General features: G+C 47.0%; 19 protein-coding genes and 1 pseudogene. 4 read left to right on the top strand and 16 right to left on the bottom strand.

The window, feature by feature from the left end:
- Nucleotides 1–17 precede the first annotated feature (17 nt).
- Together TCA2_RS10300 and TCA2_RS10295 are read right to left on the bottom strand one after the other, a co-directional pair.
- Nucleotides 18–1,007, bottom strand: a complete 990-nt coding sequence (locus tag TCA2_RS10300; protein WP_047911509.1) for a LacI family DNA-binding transcriptional regulator — start codon at nt 1,005–1,007, stop codon at nt 18–20.
- A 98-nt stretch (nt 1,008–1,105) separates the two neighbouring features.
- Nucleotides 1,106–2,014 (bottom strand): LysR family transcriptional regulator, encoded by a 909-nt coding sequence (locus TCA2_RS10295; protein ID WP_047911508.1) that lies wholly within the window; start codon nt 2,012–2,014, stop codon nt 1,106–1,108.
- 156 nt (nt 2,015–2,170) lie between these two features.
- On the opposite strand from TCA2_RS10295, the gene gdhA reads away from it, so the two are divergent.
- Nucleotides 2,171–3,559: an NADP-specific glutamate dehydrogenase gene (gene gdhA, locus TCA2_RS10290; protein WP_047911507.1), complete on the top strand. Its 1,389-nt coding sequence runs from the start codon at nt 2,171–2,173 to the stop codon at nt 3,557–3,559.
- A gap of 202 nt (nt 3,560–3,761) precedes the next feature.
- Here the strand turns inward: gdhA and TCA2_RS10285 are convergent, their stop codons facing one another.
- Complete coding sequence (locus TCA2_RS10285; protein ID WP_047911506.1) at nt 3,762–4,544, bottom strand: SDR family NAD(P)-dependent oxidoreductase; 783 nt, start codon at nt 4,542–4,544, stop codon at nt 3,762–3,764.
- Between the two features lie 569 nt (nt 4,545–5,113).
- Between TCA2_RS10285 and TCA2_RS27545 the strand changes: the two are divergent.
- Nucleotides 5,114–5,272, top strand: a pseudogene (locus tag TCA2_RS27545) (TetR/AcrR family transcriptional regulator); the annotation flags it as partial.
- Nucleotides 5,273–5,737, top strand: a complete 465-nt coding sequence (locus TCA2_RS10280) for a TetR/AcrR family transcriptional regulator (protein WP_238546351.1) — start codon at nt 5,273–5,275, stop codon at nt 5,735–5,737. It begins immediately after the preceding pseudogene.
- Nucleotides 5,738–6,001: 264 nt separating this feature from the next.
- On the opposite strand, the gene TCA2_RS10275 is transcribed toward TCA2_RS10280, so the two are convergent.
- The 8 genes from TCA2_RS10275 to TCA2_RS10240 all read right to left on the bottom strand — a co-directional run bounded on the left by TCA2_RS10275 (nt 6,002) and on the right by TCA2_RS10240 (nt 12,739).
- Nucleotides 6,002–6,577: a GNAT family N-acetyltransferase gene (locus TCA2_RS10275; protein ID WP_047911649.1), complete on the bottom strand. Its 576-nt coding sequence runs from the start codon at nt 6,575–6,577 to the stop codon at nt 6,002–6,004.
- A gap of 269 nt (nt 6,578–6,846) precedes the next feature.
- A complete protein-coding gene (locus TCA2_RS10270) occupies nt 6,847–7,329 on the bottom strand; it encodes a small multi-drug export protein (protein WP_047911504.1) in 483 nt (160 codons plus the stop codon).
- Between the two features lie 43 nt (nt 7,330–7,372).
- Nucleotides 7,373–8,680 (bottom strand): ABC transporter permease, encoded by a 1,308-nt coding sequence (locus TCA2_RS10265; protein WP_047911503.1) that lies wholly within the window; start codon nt 8,678–8,680, stop codon nt 7,373–7,375.
- Nucleotides 8,673–9,575 (bottom strand): ABC transporter ATP-binding protein, encoded by a 903-nt coding sequence (locus tag TCA2_RS10260; protein ID WP_047911502.1) that lies wholly within the window; start codon nt 9,573–9,575, stop codon nt 8,673–8,675. The genes TCA2_RS10265 and TCA2_RS10260 overlap by 8 nt, the downstream gene beginning before the upstream one ends.
- On the bottom strand, nt 9,572–10,495 hold the full coding sequence (locus tag TCA2_RS10255) for an ATP-binding cassette domain-containing protein (protein ID WP_047911501.1): 924 nt from the start codon (nt 10,493–10,495) through the stop codon (nt 9,572–9,574). Before TCA2_RS10255 ends, TCA2_RS10260 begins: the two co-directional genes overlap by 4 nt.
- A complete protein-coding gene (locus TCA2_RS10250) occupies nt 10,492–10,899 on the bottom strand; it encodes a GntR family transcriptional regulator (RefSeq protein ID WP_047911500.1) in 408 nt (135 codons plus the stop codon). Before TCA2_RS10250 ends, TCA2_RS10255 begins: the two co-directional genes overlap by 4 nt.
- A 73-nt stretch (nt 10,900–10,972) precedes the next feature.
- On the bottom strand, nt 10,973–11,692 hold the full coding sequence (locus tag TCA2_RS10245; protein ID WP_047911499.1) for a hypothetical protein: 720 nt from the start codon (nt 11,690–11,692) through the stop codon (nt 10,973–10,975).
- Between the two features lie 159 nt (nt 11,693–11,851).
- Nucleotides 11,852–12,739 carry a LysR family transcriptional regulator gene (locus tag TCA2_RS10240; protein ID WP_047911498.1) on the bottom strand — a complete coding sequence of 296 codons (888 nt, stop codon included), beginning with the start codon at nt 12,737–12,739 and terminating at the stop codon, nt 11,852–11,854.
- A 119-nt stretch (nt 12,740–12,858) separates the two neighbouring features.
- Between TCA2_RS10240 and TCA2_RS10235 the strand changes: the two genes are divergently transcribed.
- Nucleotides 12,859–13,902, top strand: coding sequence for an aspartate-semialdehyde dehydrogenase (locus tag TCA2_RS10235; RefSeq protein WP_047911497.1), 1,044 nt, complete (start codon nt 12,859–12,861; stop codon nt 13,900–13,902).
- 145 nt (nt 13,903–14,047) lie between these two features.
- Here the strand turns inward: TCA2_RS10235 and TCA2_RS10230 are convergent, their stop codons facing one another.
- From TCA2_RS10230 to ctaD, 5 genes are all read right to left on the bottom strand, one after another.
- Entirely contained in the window at nt 14,048–14,512 is a 465-nt protein-coding gene (locus tag TCA2_RS10230; RefSeq protein ID WP_047911496.1) for a DUF420 domain-containing protein, read from the bottom strand.
- Between the two features lie 80 nt (nt 14,513–14,592).
- Entirely contained in the window at nt 14,593–15,501 is a 909-nt protein-coding gene (gene ctaG / locus TCA2_RS10225) for a cytochrome c oxidase assembly factor CtaG (RefSeq protein ID WP_047911495.1), read from the bottom strand.
- A 101-nt stretch (nt 15,502–15,602) separates the two neighbouring features.
- Complete coding sequence (locus TCA2_RS10220; protein WP_047911494.1) at nt 15,603–15,929, bottom strand: cytochrome C oxidase subunit IV family protein; 327 nt, start codon at nt 15,927–15,929, stop codon at nt 15,603–15,605.
- Nucleotides 15,930–15,932: 3 nt separating this feature from the next.
- Nucleotides 15,933–16,559, bottom strand: a complete 627-nt coding sequence (locus TCA2_RS10215) for a cytochrome (ubi)quinol oxidase subunit III (RefSeq protein ID WP_047911493.1) — start codon at nt 16,557–16,559, stop codon at nt 15,933–15,935.
- Nucleotides 16,556–18,406 (bottom strand): cytochrome c oxidase subunit I, encoded by a 1,851-nt coding sequence (gene ctaD, locus TCA2_RS10210; protein ID WP_370510333.1) that lies wholly within the window; start codon nt 18,404–18,406, stop codon nt 16,556–16,558. Before ctaD ends, TCA2_RS10215 begins: the two co-directional genes overlap by 4 nt.
- Nucleotides 18,407–18,410 lie beyond the last annotated feature (4 nt).

Below are 18,410 nucleotides of genomic sequence, written 5' to 3'. Positions count from 1 at the left end.
TTTCAGTATATAAGAGTTTATTTTATGTTGTCAACGCTTTCTCGTTCCATAAATTCATAGTGCAGGATGGTAAGGAGGTCGATTGACTCTTCTTGGACAAGCTTGATCACTTGGCGTGCTGCCAAGCATCCTCCATCCCAATACTTATACTTCACGGTAGTCAGACTAGGATGTATCATCTCCGTTACGTCATAGCCGCCAAAGCCAGTCACTGAAAGATCTTGGGGAATATCAATTCCTCTCATATGAGCGGCCTTCATGACGCCAAGAGCAATATTATCCGTTGCGCACACAATGGCTGATGGACGGTTCGGGCCATCCAATATGCCCGAGGCCGCCTCCACAGCTGCAGACATTCTGAATCCGCTCTCGAAAAAATACGCCTCCGCCTTCTTCTGTTCCTTTAGTGCTTTTTGGAACCCGAGCTTTCGCTGAATCCCTACAGCAACGTCCTTCTCAGTTACACCTAAATACGCTATCCTGTGATGACCCTTGGATATAATATACTGACCGATGTCATAGCCTGCGGCATAATCGTTGTAAATAATGCTGTGCACATCCTGATGCTGCTGTCCGAGAAAAATAACTGGAATCCCTATTTCTTCAACCGCGTTTAAATGGGCTTCCGTAATTTCGGTTGCAAACAGAATAATTCCTGATATTTTTTGCCGAGCCAGATCATATAAGGCTTCGATTTCCCGAGAGAGGTTCTGGTTGGTATTAATAATCATCAGCTGATACCCGTTCTGCCGCAGCTCTTCATCCATTCCGGTCACGGTTTGCGAGACTGAGTAGGAATCGAGGCGCGGCACAATAGCACCAATCATGCTGGTCTTCTTCGCTTTCAGGCTTTGGGCAAAAGAGTTTGGAATATAGCCGGTCTCCTTGATAACCTGTTCGATTTTTCGCCGGGTCACATCACTGACTGACCCCCCGTTTAAATACCGGGATACTGTGCTCTTAGCCACTCCAGCAATTTTGGCAATATCTGAAATGGTGTTCTTCATGTGATTCCCCTCTTCACTTTTCTATGCTCCCCTAAATATAACATGCGGTAAAGCACGCGCAAAACCGAATGGGTTACCCTGCTTAGTTCGTTTTACAATCACTGTGTCCTGACCTCACCATCTGATGCAAAAAATTCCGAGAGAAACTGATAAAACAACTGCTCTGTTGGCAGTAATTTTCGCTGCGTTGGGATGATCACACCTACAGTTCGAGTCACCTCAGGCCCGACGAGAGGAATTTTCACCGTGGAATGTGGAATGCTGTCAACCAAGGTGACCTCGGGCATCAGTGCAACACCCAGTCCTGCGGAGACCAAGCCTTTCAACGCATCGATATCATCCCCTTCGAAGGCAATATGGGGAGTAAACCCGATCTCACTGCAAGCCCTCAGCACAATCTCCCGAAAAATTGTCCCTTCGGGCAGTGTAACGAATGCATCATCCTGCATGTCGGACAATTGAATCGCCGTTCGATCTGCAAGCCGATGCTGAAGCGGCAATAGTGCCACAATACGTTCCGTGAAGAGAAGCTTGGACTGAATCTGCGGATCTTCACCAGGCAGCGGGGCAATCATAGCCAGATTAAATTCGCCATTAATGACACCGTCTATTAAATCCCGGTAAAGGGCCTGTCTCATCTGGAATCTGGCTTCCGGATACCGCTGACGGAAGGCATAGATGACGGTCGGCAGTACATGAGCGGCCAAGCTGATCGGAAATGCAATACGGACAACACCCTTCTCCGGATCCAAATATTCCTTCACTTCTCGTTCCGCCTCACCGATCATATTCATCACTTGCTCTACACGTGCCAGCAGTATTTTCCCGATTGGTGTCAGCTTCACTCGCCGTCCTTTGCGAATAAAGAGATCCACGCCAAGCTCGCTTTCCAGCTGAACGATCTGCCTGCTGACCGAAGATTGGGCAACGTGCAAAGCATTAGCTGCATCGGTTACATGCTCACGCCTCGCAACCTCAATAAAGTAACGCATCTGCCTAATCTCCATGGAACTCTCCCCTCCCCTTATGCGCAAAACGCATTAACTTTATCTTATCTATATATTGAAGCGATGAATTAGTTGAATTTAATATTAAACTACAATCAGATAAAGAGAAATAGGTAAACGACAAATGAATTCACACACATCAAAGGGAGTGGAACAATGAGTTTAGTGAAGGAAGTAGAGCAAGCACCAACGGGGCATGCAGATGCGGCACAGCAATACGTTAATGAGGTATTCGAAACCGTTCAGAAGCGAAACCCGGGTGAAACGGAATTCCATCAAGCAGTCAAAGAAGTTCTGATATCCTTGATTCCTGTTCTGGCCCGTAATCCGCAGTACGTGAAGCACGCTATCCTGGATCGGTTGGTCGAACCGGACAGGCTCGTATCTTTCCGTGTGCCTTGGGTAGATGATCAGGGAAACGTTCAAGTGAACCGAGGATACCGTGTTCAATTCAGCAATGCGATCGGTCCTTACAAGGGCGGGCTCCGGTTCCATCCCTCGGTTAACGCGAGTATTATCAAATTTTTGGGATTTGAACAGATCTTCAAAAATTCGTTAACCGGTCAGCCGATTGGCGGCGGTAAAGGCGGCTCTGACTTTGATCCCAAAGGAAAAACCGACCTCGAAATTATGCGCTTCTGCCAAAGCTTCATGACCGAGCTGTCAAAACATATTGGACCGGATACAGATGTTCCTGCCGGCGACATTGGTGTCGGTGCCAGAGAAATCGGCTACATGTTCGGTCACTACAAGCGGCTGGTCGGTGCGTACGAAGCAGGTGTTCTTACCGGCAAAGGTATTGGATACGGCGGAAGCCTGGGACGTAAAGAAGCCACCGGCTACGGAGCCGTATACTTTGTGGAGCAGATGCTGCAGAATGCGGACCTCAGCTTCAACGGAAGCCGCGTCGTGGTATCAGGGTCAGGAAACGTCTCCATCTATGCCATGGAAAAAGCAATGCAGTTAGGCGCCAAAGTGGTCGCGTGCAGCGACTCCAGCGGCTATATTTATCATGAAGCAGGTATTAACCTGGATACGATCAAACGGCTGAAGGAAGTAGAGAATCGCAGATGCGAGGAGTATGTGCTTGAGCATCCGGATGCGATCTATGTTGCAGGCTGCTCCGGCATTTGGACCATTCCTTGTGATATCGCCTTGCCATGCGCGACTCAGAACGAAATAGACAAAGCTTCCGCTGAATTACTTGTCCACAATGGCGTGAAAGCCGTCGGCGAAGGTGCCAACATGCCTTCTACACTCGAAGCTGTGGATGTCTTCCTCGAAAACAACGTCTTATTCGCTCCCGCTAAAGCGGCGAATGCCGGCGGCGTATCCGTGTCGGCCTTGGAGATGGCACAGAATAGCGCAAGGCTGTCCTGGACGATGGAAGAAGTCGATACGAAGCTGCAACAGATCATGAGTAATATTTATAACGAGTGTATGAGCGCTTCCGAGGAATACGGTCTTGCCGGCAACCTGGTCATTGGTGCCAATATTGCCGGGTTTGTCAAAGTGGCTGATGCGATGATTGCTCAAGGTGTTTAACGTGTGAGCTAATTGCTCAGGGCACCAATGAGAGGAGTATACAAACTTCTCTTAAAAAACATGAAGAATACAAACAGCTGCTGCCGATTACTGGCAACAGCTGTTGTGCGTTAAAGCGATATAATAAAATATCGTTTCTAACGCTTACTTCATACTTACTACAGGACAATGCGTAAGGACAACAACGTTCCAAGCAGAATACTTAGAGCCTGGTCCCTCCTGTGGCATCAATAAATTGACCCGTGATCCATCGTGCCTCCTCAGATGCTACAAACGCAACTACATCAGCGATGTCTTTCGTGGTGCCAACTCTTCCAAAAGCAGACATGGAAGCTGCTTCAGCATGAGCTTCTGGGTTGGCGAGCCATTCCTTGTTCATATCAGTAGCTGTAGTTCCAGGTCTTACTGCGTTAACCGTAATACCTCTTGATGCAAAAAGCGGAGCTAACGCTAAAGTGAGTGTCTCCACGGCTCCCTTCGAAGCTGAATAGATGGAATGCGTCGGACCGGCAACACGAGTAAAGCCAGTAGAAATGTTAATAATTCGACCACCGCTTCGCATAAACGGGCTAGCTGCTTGGGTAAGAAAGTATGGAGCTTTAACATTAACATCTATAACATCTTCAAACGTTTCAATTGATGTCTCTTCAAAAGGAATGGCCGGTGCAATACCTGCGTTATTTACTAAAATATCCAATTTCACAGATCCAATTTCCGAACCAACAGCATCTTCAAATGCAGCCCAGAGTTTTTTCACACCGGAAATACCAGTTGTCAATTCTGCTTCCAGAGCTACAGCCTTTGAGCCCAACGCCTTAATCTCTTCAACAACTTTAAAAGCAGCCCCCCTATTACTGGCGTAATGAACGCCTATAAATTCTGCTCCGCCTGCAGCTAATTTTTTGGCTATTTCAGCCCCCATCCCACGACTAGCCCCTGTGATCAAAGCAACCTTACCACTGAATCTTCCTTCGCTTGTCGACATACGATCTACTCCTTATAAGTTAATTTGAACGATCTTTAATAAAAACTTCTCAAGCATAGCTTCTGGCACTAATCCCATACTTCGCTTTAGCAAATCCATGTTTTCTACATGAAGGAACCTCCTTGAAAAGAATCTCTATGTACGTCGATGGACGACTTCGATCTGATGAACTGTAGATTTAGTAACGACCATTAAGTTAATCTATATTATATGCTTCAATTAAATATTGTCAATATCATAATGACTATTATGTTACGAGTTTATTTTTCATTCTGATACATACTGTCATTGTTCCATTAAAAGGGCGTCAGCTGTATCACATTAGGCGATTACAATACGTTTTTATGATGAAATATGCTATCAATGCAGGCCGGGTATAGCGCCTGATACATGCCAAAAGATCCAGAAGCTCAAAATTATGGTCAAACATGCGCTGACGCAATTTCTTGTCCTGTGGGCTGGCTGCATTTTGTAACGTGTGTTATGATAATGTGGAGTATGAAGATAATAATTGGATAGGAAACAATTTAATATCAATCGTTATAAAACATATTGAGGTGATCTGACTGATGGGACGTAACCGCGAATTCGATGTGGATCAGGCATTGGACGCAGCACTTTGCGTTTTTTGGCGCAAAGGCTACGAGGGCGCGTCGTACACTGACCTAACGCAGGCCACGGGTGTTGAACGCCCCGCGCTTTACTCAGCGTTTGGCAACAAGGAGGCTTTGTTCCTCCGAGCTCTTGAGCGTTATTACAAGCATTATCATGATTTCTTTCCAACAGCAATGGAACTGCCGACCTCACGGGAGGTAGTCGCACACATCTTTCGCGGTGCCGCAGAATTGCAAACTCGTTACCCGGATCATAAGGGATGTTTATATGTACACGGTGACTTGGCTGGCTCAGACGATGCCGAACCTATTCGACGTGCACTGATTAATGCGCGTGCCGATGGAGAAGCTTCGCTGCGTGATCGTTTAGAGCGGGCAAAGAAGGAGGGAGATTTACCGGAAACGGCGAACTGTACTGTGCTAGCTGCATTCGTAATGGCTGTGCTCCATGGTATGGCTGTTCAAGCCAAAGCTGGCTTCAGCCGCAATATGCTAGAGGCTGTGGCTGAGCAGGCTCTCTCTACCTGGCCTAGTAGTAATTCATCTACACTTTCCAGAGAAGTTCATCCTAATTCTTAGTGCTGCGAAATCTCCTCCATTAGATCATAGTGCTATTGGGTTCTTCATCAGATACATGGCTACAGCAGCGAGCGATCAGGACGGACTAACAAAGCATTCACCAGCTTAGCAAAGAAATACAAAAAAGGCTTCCGATATTGGAAGCCTTTTGCTTTTTTGGATCTCTGATTATCTTTCGTAAATCTATCATATGATAATGGCCAACAAAGTAATATATTCTATGAAGGTTAAGGTTTATGGACGCAATACTCCCTTTTTAAAGAACTAACTGCGTGGGTTAAGGATTGCGAGGATCTGATGATCCTCCCATTTTCCATTAATATGAACATTCTGTCGAGCGATGCCCTCTTTTTGAAAGCCAACCTTCTCAAGCACTCGAATTGAAGCGATATTATGCGTCATTGCCCCTGCTTCAATTCTATGTAATTTCAATTCATTGAAGCCATAGTCCACGGCTAGCCGAACAGCCTCTGTTGTATAGCCTCTACCGTTATTTTTTTGATCTAAGTCATATCCGATATATGCACTTTGAAGAGGGCCCCTCATCACTTGGAAAAGGCTGACCGTCCCCACTAACATATTATCGGAGTTTGTAAAGATCCCAAAATCATATGCTTGGTCATTCCGCCTATTTTCGACCTGCTTTTGGATACGATTAAGCTGTCCTTCCATCGTATAAAAATCGTCCGTACGTGTAGGAGCGTAGCTTTCAAAAAAATTACGGTTCTCTTTCTGCAACTGGAGTAGTCCAGCGGCGTCATCGACGGAAATATATCTAATATGTATGTTGTCGCTTCTCAAAGTGAGCCACTCCTCTTTTAAAAATAAGTTATTAACCATTTCTCTCTGCAATTTTGTTGGTTTCTTTTATTACAATTGCGTACATACCAATAGGCTTATTTAGAAACAATTCTCTATTAGCTTCTTCGTTTGGTTGCTCTTTACTGTCTACTCTTCCTTAATATTATATAAAATGAACTTCAGTAGAATCAATTTCATAATATCTTTAGCTGCTTCAATCTACTAACATACGTTTCAGAGTAAAGAAGAGAACCCTCGATACATCCATGCTTGCAATGAATCAAGGGTTCTCTTCTATTCCCTTAGATTTACTTTATAACATTTATTCCTAACAGCACCAGAATCCCCATTCCGACAGCCCATACGACGATGGCAATCGTCTGCCAAATCATCACATATCGTTTCGATGCACCCGACGCGATACAGACTAATGCCGCGATATGGTCTCCGATCAACAAAGGACCTAGAAGCGACACTCCGGGAACACCGTACTTTTGGAATAGATTCTGTCCGCGTTCTAGACGTTTATTTTGTTTTTCTTGTTTACGTTCGGACGATTTTCTTCCTTGCAGCCACTGCCTTACGCGATCACTAGCCAGGATAACAACCATAACCGAGATCCAGTTTCCGACGATTGCCGCTACGATCGTCATCACTGCAGGGAACCCGACCGCAATCCCTACAGGTACGGCAAAGTATCCTTCGAGAAAGGGGATCATTCCTACGAGCATAACCCCCAGGAATTGTAATATCGGATTCGAATCTTGCAGCTGTTGCAAAAATTGTTCCAACTTGCCATCATCCTTTTCTAATATTTGTTGAATTCTGCTTCCATTAGATCTTATAAGCCTTCATCGCTTTTCTAAGCTCCTTGATACTAGGGCGTTTGCCATACATCAGTACCCCGGTGCGATAGATCTTGGCCGACAACCAGCCGAACACCAGAATCGACGCAACCAGAAGGATGAGCGACACCCAGATTTCCCATACCGCAATTTCACCCATACCGATTCGAAGAATCATCACCGTTGGAGAAGTAAACGGAACGAAGCTTGAGATTTGCACGAGCAGGCTGTTCGGCGTACTAAGGCTGAAGATTCCAATATAAAAAGCAACTAAGGACAGCATCGTCATTGGTGTCAGCGCCTGGCCCAGCTCTTCGGTACGGCTGACAATGGAGCCGATGGCTGCGAACAGAACCGCATACAGGAAGAAGCCCAGAATATAGAATAAGAATCCATAGATCAGTACATCCAGATTCATAGTGGACAGGTCGATATCAATACTGCGAAGCAGCTCGATATTATGCGGCAGCATCAAGTTTCCGAAGATCACAAGTCCGAAGATTCCGATCTGCGTCAGGCTGAGCAGGAAGATCCCGATGATTTTGCCAAACATTTGTGTCAGCGGCGATACGCTCGTAATAAGAATCTCCATAATCCGCGAGCTCTTCTCTGCCGTAATTTCAGAAGCAATCATATTTCCGGTCATAATGATCGAGAAGAAGAACAGTATCATAAGTACATATACAAAGATATAATCAACAGCTGCACTTTCCACATCTGCTCCAGAACCAGCTGCAGCATCCTCTTCCACGCTTACCTCCTGAACATCAACGACAGCCGGTACGCTGATCGCTTCAATCTGCTCAGGACTAAGCGCATCCTGTACGATCGATTTGGTCTTTGCATTTTGCAATCCAGTTTGAATGGTTGTCATGACTGCCGGGGACGGATTCGCATCCTCTGCATAATAGGTAGCCATTGGTGCTGTACCGTCTCCTGCAGCATGCAGCTCAACATATCCCTCAATCACTTCATCCGCGAGGTCTGTCTTGAGCTCTGGCGCATCTGCCTGTTCATAGGTTATGAAGTGGAGAGCCGGCACCTGCTGACTGGCCACAAACTCCTCAAGCGCCTGAGCCGATGCCTGCTGCTCACCCACGACAAGCCCGATCGCCGGGATATCGGCGGGAGCATTGCCCCCACTCTCTCCGTCATTGCCTGCAAACATATCAATTACATAAGGGATATTCATGCCGATGGTCATCAGTATAGCCAGAATCAATGTCGTTATTTTAAAAGCCTTCGTCTTGGCCTTCTGCTTGTAAGTAAAACCGATAATCGTCCCGAGTTTATTCATGTCCGGTTCCTACCTCCTTGATAAAGATTTGGTTAAGCGTAGGTTCTTTAATCTCAAAATGCTCGACCGTCGATTCCTGGAGTGCTTTTTGCAGAATCAATTGAGCCGCATCGGAGGAAGAGATTGTGATCAGATATCCTTTATCCATCTCTTCTACACGAGTTACGCCTGCAATCTTCTCAAGTCCGTTCAATCTATCCGTTGTTACAAGACGCACATGCTCCCGCGGATACCGTGATTTGACCTCCTGTATATTCCCCTGCACGACCGTGTTCGAACGATGGAGAATGGTGATGTTCTTACACAGCTCTTCCACATGCTCCATCCGGTGGGTTGAGAACAGAATCGAGGTGCCTTGATCCCGAAGCTCCTTGACCGTCGCTTTGAGCAGCTCGACATTAACCGGATCCAGTCCACTGAACGCTTCATCGAGGATCAATATTTGCGGATTATGCACGACAGCAGCGATAAAGCCCATCTTCTGCTGATTCCCTTTGGACAACTCTTCGATCCGTTTATCGTAGTACTCGGGGACTTCGAACCGCTCCAGCCAGTATCGTAGGCTCTGATCCGCGTCCTTTGCATTCATACCGCGCAGCCTGCCCAGATAGTTAATCTGCTCACTGACCTTGACCTTTGGATACATTCCGCGCTCTTCGGGCAGATAACCCATCATATGCTGCAATTCAGGGCTGTATTTTTTGCCGTTGTACAAAATATCTCCGCCGTCAGGGTAGATTAGCCCCAGCACCATGCGCATCGTTGTTGTCTTCCCCGCTCCGTTGGCACCAAGCAGGCCGTATATTTCTCCTTCGCCTACTGTGAGTGTTACGCCGTTTACCGCTGTCTTGTCTCCGTACTGCTTCATTACTTGGCTCAGTTCTAATCGATTCATCGTATCTTCTCCCCCTTTTTCGTCTCCCAGCCTGTCGGACCATATCCTTCAATCCAATAGGCCAATATTTCATCCAGCTCTAGAATTCGGGCCTTCACTGGTGTAATGCCGGATTCGGATAGAATTTCCATGACGTCGCTCGTATGTGTCGTCACAATACGGCGGATACGCCCAGTCTCCTCTGACCAATCCACAACTCCCGGCAGATGCGCCGGCTTCATATCACCCTCGTACCAAATTTCTCTCCAGCTGTCCAGAAGCAGATCTTTCTCCACCATCCCGAGGGTATGCCCTCGATGCATGAGGATAATATAGTCAGCAAGCCGACGGATTTCATCAAGGATATGAGTTGCAATGATGACAGTCGTATTCCCTAGATCCATATAGCGCTGGAGTTCTATTATCATCTGCTTCCAAGAGAAGGGGTCCAGTCCCGAAGAAGGTTCATCCAGGATGAGCAGCCTAGGCTGTACGGCCAGCGCTGCTGCAATTTCATACTTCCTGCGCTCCCCCTTCGACATCTTCTTCAGCTTGGACTTGGTAGGAACCTCAAACTTGCTCAGCAGTTCTTCGAACAAACCTTGGTTCCAATTGGGATACCAATAAGCCCGAAATTCAGCCGCTTCCATTGCCGTCATATGATCTTCATCTAGAATGGATTTCTCTGTTACCGAACTGATCTTCTCTCGAAGCTCTGGTGGAAGCTCTCCTTCCACTTCACTTCCGTACCAGAGGATCCTCCCCGAATCAGGCATGACAATCTTCTGCAGCATATTGAGCAGCGTGCTCTTGCCCGATCCGTTATGACCTACTATGGCATATATATATCCCTCGGCCAGCTCCATATTAATGGGCCCGATCGTTTTCTCTTTTCGGGATTTATATACCTCTTTCATTGTTATTACGGGAGCTTCTGTCATGACTGCTTCTCCTCCTTACCATCGTAGACCTCACGGAGCACCTCACTAAACCATGCGGCCAGCTCTTCCTTCGTACTGCCAACGGAGATGCCAACCTTGGCTGCCTGAACAAGCGCATCCTTAACTGCCGTCAGCTTGAACTCGTTTCGCTCCTTCATGCCGACTTCAGCTACAAAAGTACCCGTGCCTTGTTTTGTACGAAGAAGCCCTTCATTCTCCAGATCCTGATACACTCTTCGCACGGTAATTACACTGCAGCTTAGACTGCCTGCGAATTCACGAATAGACGGCAATAGCGTTCCCTCCTTAACCTGACCGGATATAATTAGTGAACGTAGCTGACTTTCAATCTGATGGTACAAGGGCTCCGCACTGTTCTCGTTAATTTGAATAGGTATATTCACAGGTTGCGCACCCCCTCAGCCTGTATAGGTTCATCCTTCATTGTTCTCATTTGTTCGTCTCCGTCCTGCTTCCTTAACTCAAATCCCTTTGTAACAATTGTCTACGAGTCAACTTGAAGCTGATCGTAAGACTGGCTCCAGCGATGAGCAGTATCCCCCACATCATCGGCGATAATAAACCATAATCCGCACTTTGCTGAAGTGTAATTTTAATCAAATTCTGGTCGAACATCGCAGCTAGCAATGATACGAGCAGAGTGAATAGCATCAGAGCCATGGTTTGAACAAAATATCGCTTGCCGCTGCAATTAAATTCCCAGTAGAAGTAGATCGAGTTAATGAACAGCCCGTACCCAATCCACATGATTGTGAACGCCAGGACCCCCGATAGTCCAAATTGCTCTCCTCGAAGAGCTGCTGTATAGATCAAGCTGAAGAATGCAATTCCGTTAATTACAAAAGTGATCAGCATTTGAATGATACGATTCAAGAGAAGGGCATCCACAGGAACAGGAATCCGTCTCATATAAGCAAGCATTTGTGTATATGAATCTTCCTGTAAATAACGAAAGGACCTTCTTGAGAAGAAAAAGCCTAAGAATGGAACAAAAATAAGAAAAAAGTTATCTCCCATTAACGTATAGCCTTTATCCTTCAGTGCTTCATGCATGGAGGCGCCGCACATAATTGCCGCATACGCTGTGAACAACAGAGTCCAGATCCATTGAAGCCAATCTCGCCCCATTTCCTGCCTCGTCATCCACCAAGCTTGCTTCCTTACTTTCGAACTCATGCTGTATATCCTCCTCACCATTCCAGGTGTGATTACTGTATATATCTTTATACACACTATACAAACTAAGCTCATACCAAGTCAACCTCTTTTTGTAAAAAAAACGAATGTACCCGCCTTTAAGCGTTACATTCTTTGTGTTTGTATATGGAAAAGTATTCACACGTCTCTCACAGGCACAGCAAACTCCCGCCGCAGCACATCAACAAATGCGCTCTGAACAGGTGACTGCCACCTGCTGCCATGATAATAAGCCTGGCTGTATATCTTCGTCGGCATTTGGATCTCCCGATAGATAAGCTGCCCCTTTGCTTCAGCTTCCTTCACAACCATATGCGGCAGTATAGCAATGCCTAATTGAGCCATAACCGATTGTTTGATCACCTCGATGCTCGAGCTCTCCAATGTGCGTTCAGGAGCAGCCCCATTCTCCATGAGCACCCTATGGACCAGCTTGCGATAGCTGCACTCCGGCTCTGTATATATAAAGGGATATTGCTGCAGCAATTGATGATAGCTTTGATCTGTATGACCCTCAGGGAGAATCCAGCCAAATTCCTCCTGACGAAGCAATATCGCCTTCACCCCATCATATTCCAGCTGTTCTCCAATTCGAAAAACAATATCTGTCTCGCCTTCTCTCAGCCTTTGCAGCTCATTAACACCTGATGAAGCTTCAATAGTAATATTCACCTTCGGATACTGTTCCTTGAACCTCTTGAGTATTCCAGGCAGTAGATATACAGCAACCGATTCATTCGCTGTAATGCTCAGGCTTCCGGCCACTTCGTGCTTCTCTCTGGATATCTCCTTCGCCTTCTCATAGATGACAAGCAGCTCAATGGCATACTGGTGAAATCGTTCGCCCGGCTCAGTCAGGATCGTCTTCTTGCCAAGACGGTCAAACAGACGCAAGCTCAAATCCTGCTCCAAGGACTGAATATGCATCGTAACGGTGGATTGCGCATAGCTAAGCGCTTCTGCCGCTTTGGAGAAGCCTCCGTGCTTCACTACAGCACAAAATGTTTTGACATGCTTGATATCCATAGCGATGCTCCTTTTATATCATCCTTTGCGAACAACCTTATCGGATCTTCTGATGATCATTATACCACCTGCTGTATTACAATAAATGAAATTCAAGATGTGAGGAGATCCATTAACCCATGAAAAAAACGGAGTACCATGTGGCGATCGTCGGCGCTACCGGAGCTGTCGGAACCAAAATTAAAGAACTGCTTGAACAAGACACCCAATTTGCAATCGGTCAATTGAAGCTTCTCTCCTCTCGGAGATCTGCAGGTACACTCATCCCGTTTCGGGATGAAGTGATTCAATGTGAAGAGCTGACAGCGACCAGCTTTGAAGATGTGGATATTGCGTTTTTTAGCGCTGGCGGTGAGGTGTCACGGCAATTTGTGCCTATCGCAGTGAGAAGCGGGGCAATCGTTATAGATAATACAAGTGAATTCCGTATGCATAAGGAAGTGCCGTTAGTTGTTCCCGAGGTCAATCCACATGTGCTGCAGACCCACCAAGGCATCGTATCCGTACCGAACTGCTCCGCCCTGCAAATGGTCACTGCTCTTACACCTATACACCACACTTACGGTCTCGAACGCATTATTGTCTCCACCTATCAGGCCGTATCCGGTTCAGGTGTCGGGGCAATCACGGAGCTGTTGTCCCAAGCCCAAGCCTCTCTTCAGGGAGAACCTGCTCAAGCTAACCTGCTGCCTGCCAAGAAGGATCAGAAGCATTATCCGATCGCATTTAACGTTTTGCCCCAGGTCGATGTATTCACAGACAATGACTATAGCTACGAAGAGCAGAAGATGATGGATGAAACTAAGAAAATCATGGAACTGCCCTTCTTAAAAATGGCTGCAACCTGCGTTCGTGTTCCTGTCGTCACTGGCCATTCCGAATCTGTATATATTGAGCTGGCAACACCTGCGTCCGTAAGTGAAATTCGTGAGCTGCTGTCCCAATCAGCCGGTGTTGTCGTACAGGATAACCCTGCAGAGCAGTTATACCCCACGCCGCTACAGGCAGCAGGAAGCCCTGATGTATTCGTTGGCCGGATCCGCAAGGACCCGGATATTCCTAATGGATTCCATCTATGGATCGTTTCTGATAACCTACTCAAAGGCGCTGCGTGGAATTCACTCCAAATCGCCCACAGCCTGATGGAACAGGATCTTATTTAATTTCATTATCTTTGCCTATAGAAAAAGGCCAGCCAACAACGTGAACATGTTGTTGGCTGGCCTTTACAATACAAGATTATATTCTCTTCAATAATTTAACCTGATCAATGCTATATGCTACGAATATTTAATCTTGTGAATCATCCTAAGCACCTATAATGACTTCCCATACAGGCTTGGTATGACCGCCCGGATACATCACATAGAGAAGCGTATAGACAACAACCCCCGTAATGGCTGTAAAAAACCATACCATTGAGGTCACTCTTCCGAGCTTCCGATGCTTCGCATATTTCTCCTTGAAGCCCCAGACCAGGGTCGTAATCCCGAATACAGCAGCCACTGTTGCCAATATAATATGAAAAATCAAAAATACATGGTAGAACAGCTTCAAATCATCTGGTCCACCCCAGGAGGTATTACCAACAATAAAGGTACGGGAAGAATAGATGATAAAAAACAGGATCGCTGCCCAAGCTCCGGCAATCATCATTTTCTTATGTGCCTCTCGCTTACCCTTTACGATGAGATACCAGCCAATCCCTACCAGCACCGCACTGATCACAATAAAGGCGGTGCTTAGTGTTGGCAGTATGAAATCCAAGTCCATGTCTCTTCCCCCTCGAGTCTTCACCTGCTTGTAGTCGTTCCTTGAATGCCTTCGTGAATCGATCGCCCTTATAGACACCTTTATGCTTCAGTTCTGCCTGATACTTGTAAGGGAATATTCTCGTCATCCTCCTGACTTTCCTTCCGATACCACTGAAAGAACACGTATGCCAGCATCACGCCGAATATCAGCTCCTGGATCATCTTCATCACAATGCCGCCGACCTGCTGATCCTGCTGTGCGGTTGACAGGAAATTGAAGAACGAAGGGCCTCCGAGACCCTGCAGGCGAAGCTGCGTTTCTGGTGATACACAGTATCCCATCGCTGCTACCCAAGCATTAGGATTGCTATAGGTCTCATAGATAGATTCTGAGGCGAAAATAATCAGTCCGCAGGCTGGCGTAAGCAGCACCATGTTGAGGAAGATATATCCGATCTTGTGTAAACCTGATCCCCTGTCCCGCTCCGGTATCGGATGCACTAGCGATCCCCACATCAGCATGGCAGTAATGAACAAGACGATGTAATACAGCCGGTGCACGGTGAAATTGAGCATGACGTAATCATGAATGACCGGAATGTGATAGAAGGAGAATAGTCCATTAAACAGCAGTGCCGCTACGATCGGATGGGCAAGAAATGAAAACCACCGAACAGGACGATAATCCAGCGCTTTACGCCAGACCCATGCCGGGATTCCTCTCATAATGAGAGGTGGAGCCGCAATATAGGATAAGGCCATGCTAAGCATATGGAAGGTAAACATCGTATGGCCAAACAAGCTGATCGGACCGCCCTGTGCCATATACAAGATGAGCATCCCGCATAGAAACATCACTTTTTGCCGTGTCGTTGCCTTCTCACTTCCTCTTGCCTTCTCGGCAACCGGACCAATCACAACAAAATAAAGTGCAGTCATCATAATCATAAAAGCCAAAAACAGCGGGCTCCACAGATCATTAAAGCTGAAATATTGTAGACCGAGCATGACTCTCCTCCTCCTGCCTTACTCCGCGTAGAAGAATGGTAATGATTGGCTTTACGAAAATTCGAAAAGGCGGCGAAAGATTCGCCGCCTTCTTGCCTCACTTACCACCACATCCACAATAAGGCGGTAATAATGGCCGTAAAGGCCACGAAGAATCCGAATGCCATAAAGATGAGCGGGATCAGATGCCCTTTGTCCTTCATATGCATCCAATATGCCATCTGAATAATGACCTGAAGCACAGCCATGACCAGCAAAATAATAATCGTAAACGTATTATTCACACCGCCGGCGGCCACTGCAGCAAATGCAATTAGCGTAAGCGCGATCGAGAATATAAAGGCAACAATATGCTTCTCCGGTCCCTCCGGACGATGGCGATGCTTAACACCTTCCGCGCCCGAGCTTGATTGACCATTACCCGCCATGGATTAAACCACCTTCCCAAGCAGATATACGACCGTAAAGATGAAGACCCAGACCACGTCGATAAAGTGCCAATAGATCGCCGACACATAAATCTTCGGTGCGGTTACGACCGTTAATCCTTTTTTGTACAGCTGTCCAATGAGAAGTCCGATCCAGCCTAGACCGAAGGCAACGTGAGCCCCGTGAAAGCCGACCAGCGTGTAGAACGCCGAACTGAATGCGCTCGTTGTCATACCAAATTCTTTATGAACAACATATTCGTAGAACTCATAGATTTCGATACCTAGAAAGACGAGTCCAAGCAGAATGGTAACCCCGAGCCAGCTAATGAGCGCTTTGACGTTATGCTTATGCATCGCTTGAATCGCAAATACGCTCGTCAAGCTGCTCACCAGCAGAGTGAAGGTTGCCGCTGCAACCAAGGGAAGATGAAACAGATCATTTGCTGTTGGTCCATCCAGTGTCTGGTTGCGAAGCGCCAGGAAGGTCGCGAATAGCGTACCGAACAGAACTGCTTCTCCGCCCATGAACAGCCAGAAGCCAAGAATCTTGTTGCGGCCCTCCAGCGTTGCTTTTTCCGGTTCATGAGGCAGCTGACCATTTACAGCTTCTGCGTGTGGGTTTGTCATGCTTTTGCCCCCTTATCTTCCAGTTCCTCAGGCTCGATATGCCATCCATGGTCGTCATAGAGTGAGCGAACGATCATACAACCGAAGGTAATCCCCAGACCAATAATGACGACAATATAGTTATTGAACATAAAATTCATGAATGCATTGCCGAAGTCATCATTCGTAAACATCAGACCGAGACCCGCGATGAATATCCCTACGGACATTAGAAACGGTAATATGGTCGCCGAAGGCATATGGATCGGTCCGACCGGCTCAGCCGGAGTCATCTCTGAATGGCCAGCCATCTTCTCTTTCCAGTAAGCATCAATTCCGCGTACGAGCGGAGTCTGTTTAAAGTTGTATTCTGGCGGAGGAGAAGGAATCGTCCATTCTAGTGTACGTCCATCCTCCCAAGGATCGTTGCCAGCATCAGCAGGCTTCAGTGAAGTCTTAACGATATTCACCAGGAACAAAATGACGCCTACACCCATCATGAGTGCACCAACCGTACTGATCAGGTTCAGCATGTCAAAGCCCTGATTCGGTGCGTAGGTTGCAACCCGGCGCTGCATCCCCATCAGACCGAGGAAGTGCTGAACGAAGAACGTAAGATGGAAGCCGATAATGAAGATCCAGAACGTAATCTTGCCCAGCCCCTCTTCGAGAACACGTCCGAACATCTTCGGCCACCAGTAGTGCAGACCGGAGAACAGTCCGAGGACAAGGCCACCTACAATGACGTAGTGAAAGTGCGCGACGACAAAATATGTATCATGGAACTGAAAGTCTGCCGGTGCAGAGGCGAGCATGACGCCGGTTACCCCGCCCATGACAAAGGTAGGAACAAAGCCGATCGCGTACAGATTCGCAGACGTGAACCGGATTTGTCCGCCCCACATTGTAAACAGCCAGTTAAAGATCTTGATCCCCGTAGGTACCGCAATCAGCATTGTTGAGATCGAGAACAAGGCATTCGCTACCGTACCCATCCCTGTTGTAAACATATGATGCGCCCAAACCATGAAGCCAAGGAACGCAATCAGAATTGTTGCAAATACCATGGAGCTGTAACCGAACAATCTCTTTCTGGAGAAGGTCGGAATAACTTCGGAAATGATTCCGAATGCCGGCAGAATCAGGATATATACTTCAGGGTGACCGAAGATCCAGAATATATGCTGCCATAATACCGGGTTACCTCCACCTGCAACATCGAAGAAGTTAGCTCCGAGTATTCGGTCAAAGGTTAGTAGAACAAGACCCACCGTAATGGCTGGGAAAGCAAACAGAATAATGGCGGATGTTATAAATGTCGTCCAGGCAAACATCGGCATTCTCATAAAAGACATCCCGGGTGCACGCATCGTAATAATCGTAGCAAGGAAGTTGATGCCCCCGATCAGCGTACCAAGACCTGCAATCTGGAGACCGATGGTGTAGAAATCGACACCGTGTGTTTTGCTGTACTCCGTGCTTGATAGCGGGACATAGGATGTCCAACCCGCGTCCGGAGCACCCCCCATCAACCAGCTCAGATTAAGCAGCAATCCCCCGAACAGAAAGGTCCAGAAGCCGAGCGAGTTCAGAAAAGGAAACGCAACGTCCCTTGCCCCGATCTGCAGCGGAAGCACCGCATTCATCAGAGCAAAAATAATCGGCATAACGCCGAGGAAGATCATTGTCGTCCCATGCATTGTAATCATTTCATTAAATGTCTGGGTGGTCATTATTTCATTGTAAGGAATAATTAATTGAAGACGAATCAGAATAGCTTCAATTCCACCGATCCCGAAGAACAAGCCTCCTGCCGCCAAGTAAAGAATCGCGATTTTTTTGTGGTCAACGGTCGTCAGCCAATCCATAATT

This window comes from Paenibacillus sp. TCA20 (genome assembly GCF_000732325.1).
Classification (GTDB): Bacteria; Bacillota; Bacilli; order Paenibacillales; family Paenibacillaceae; genus Paenibacillus; species Paenibacillus urinalis.
This window is presented reverse-complemented; position numbering and strand designations above follow the sequence as displayed.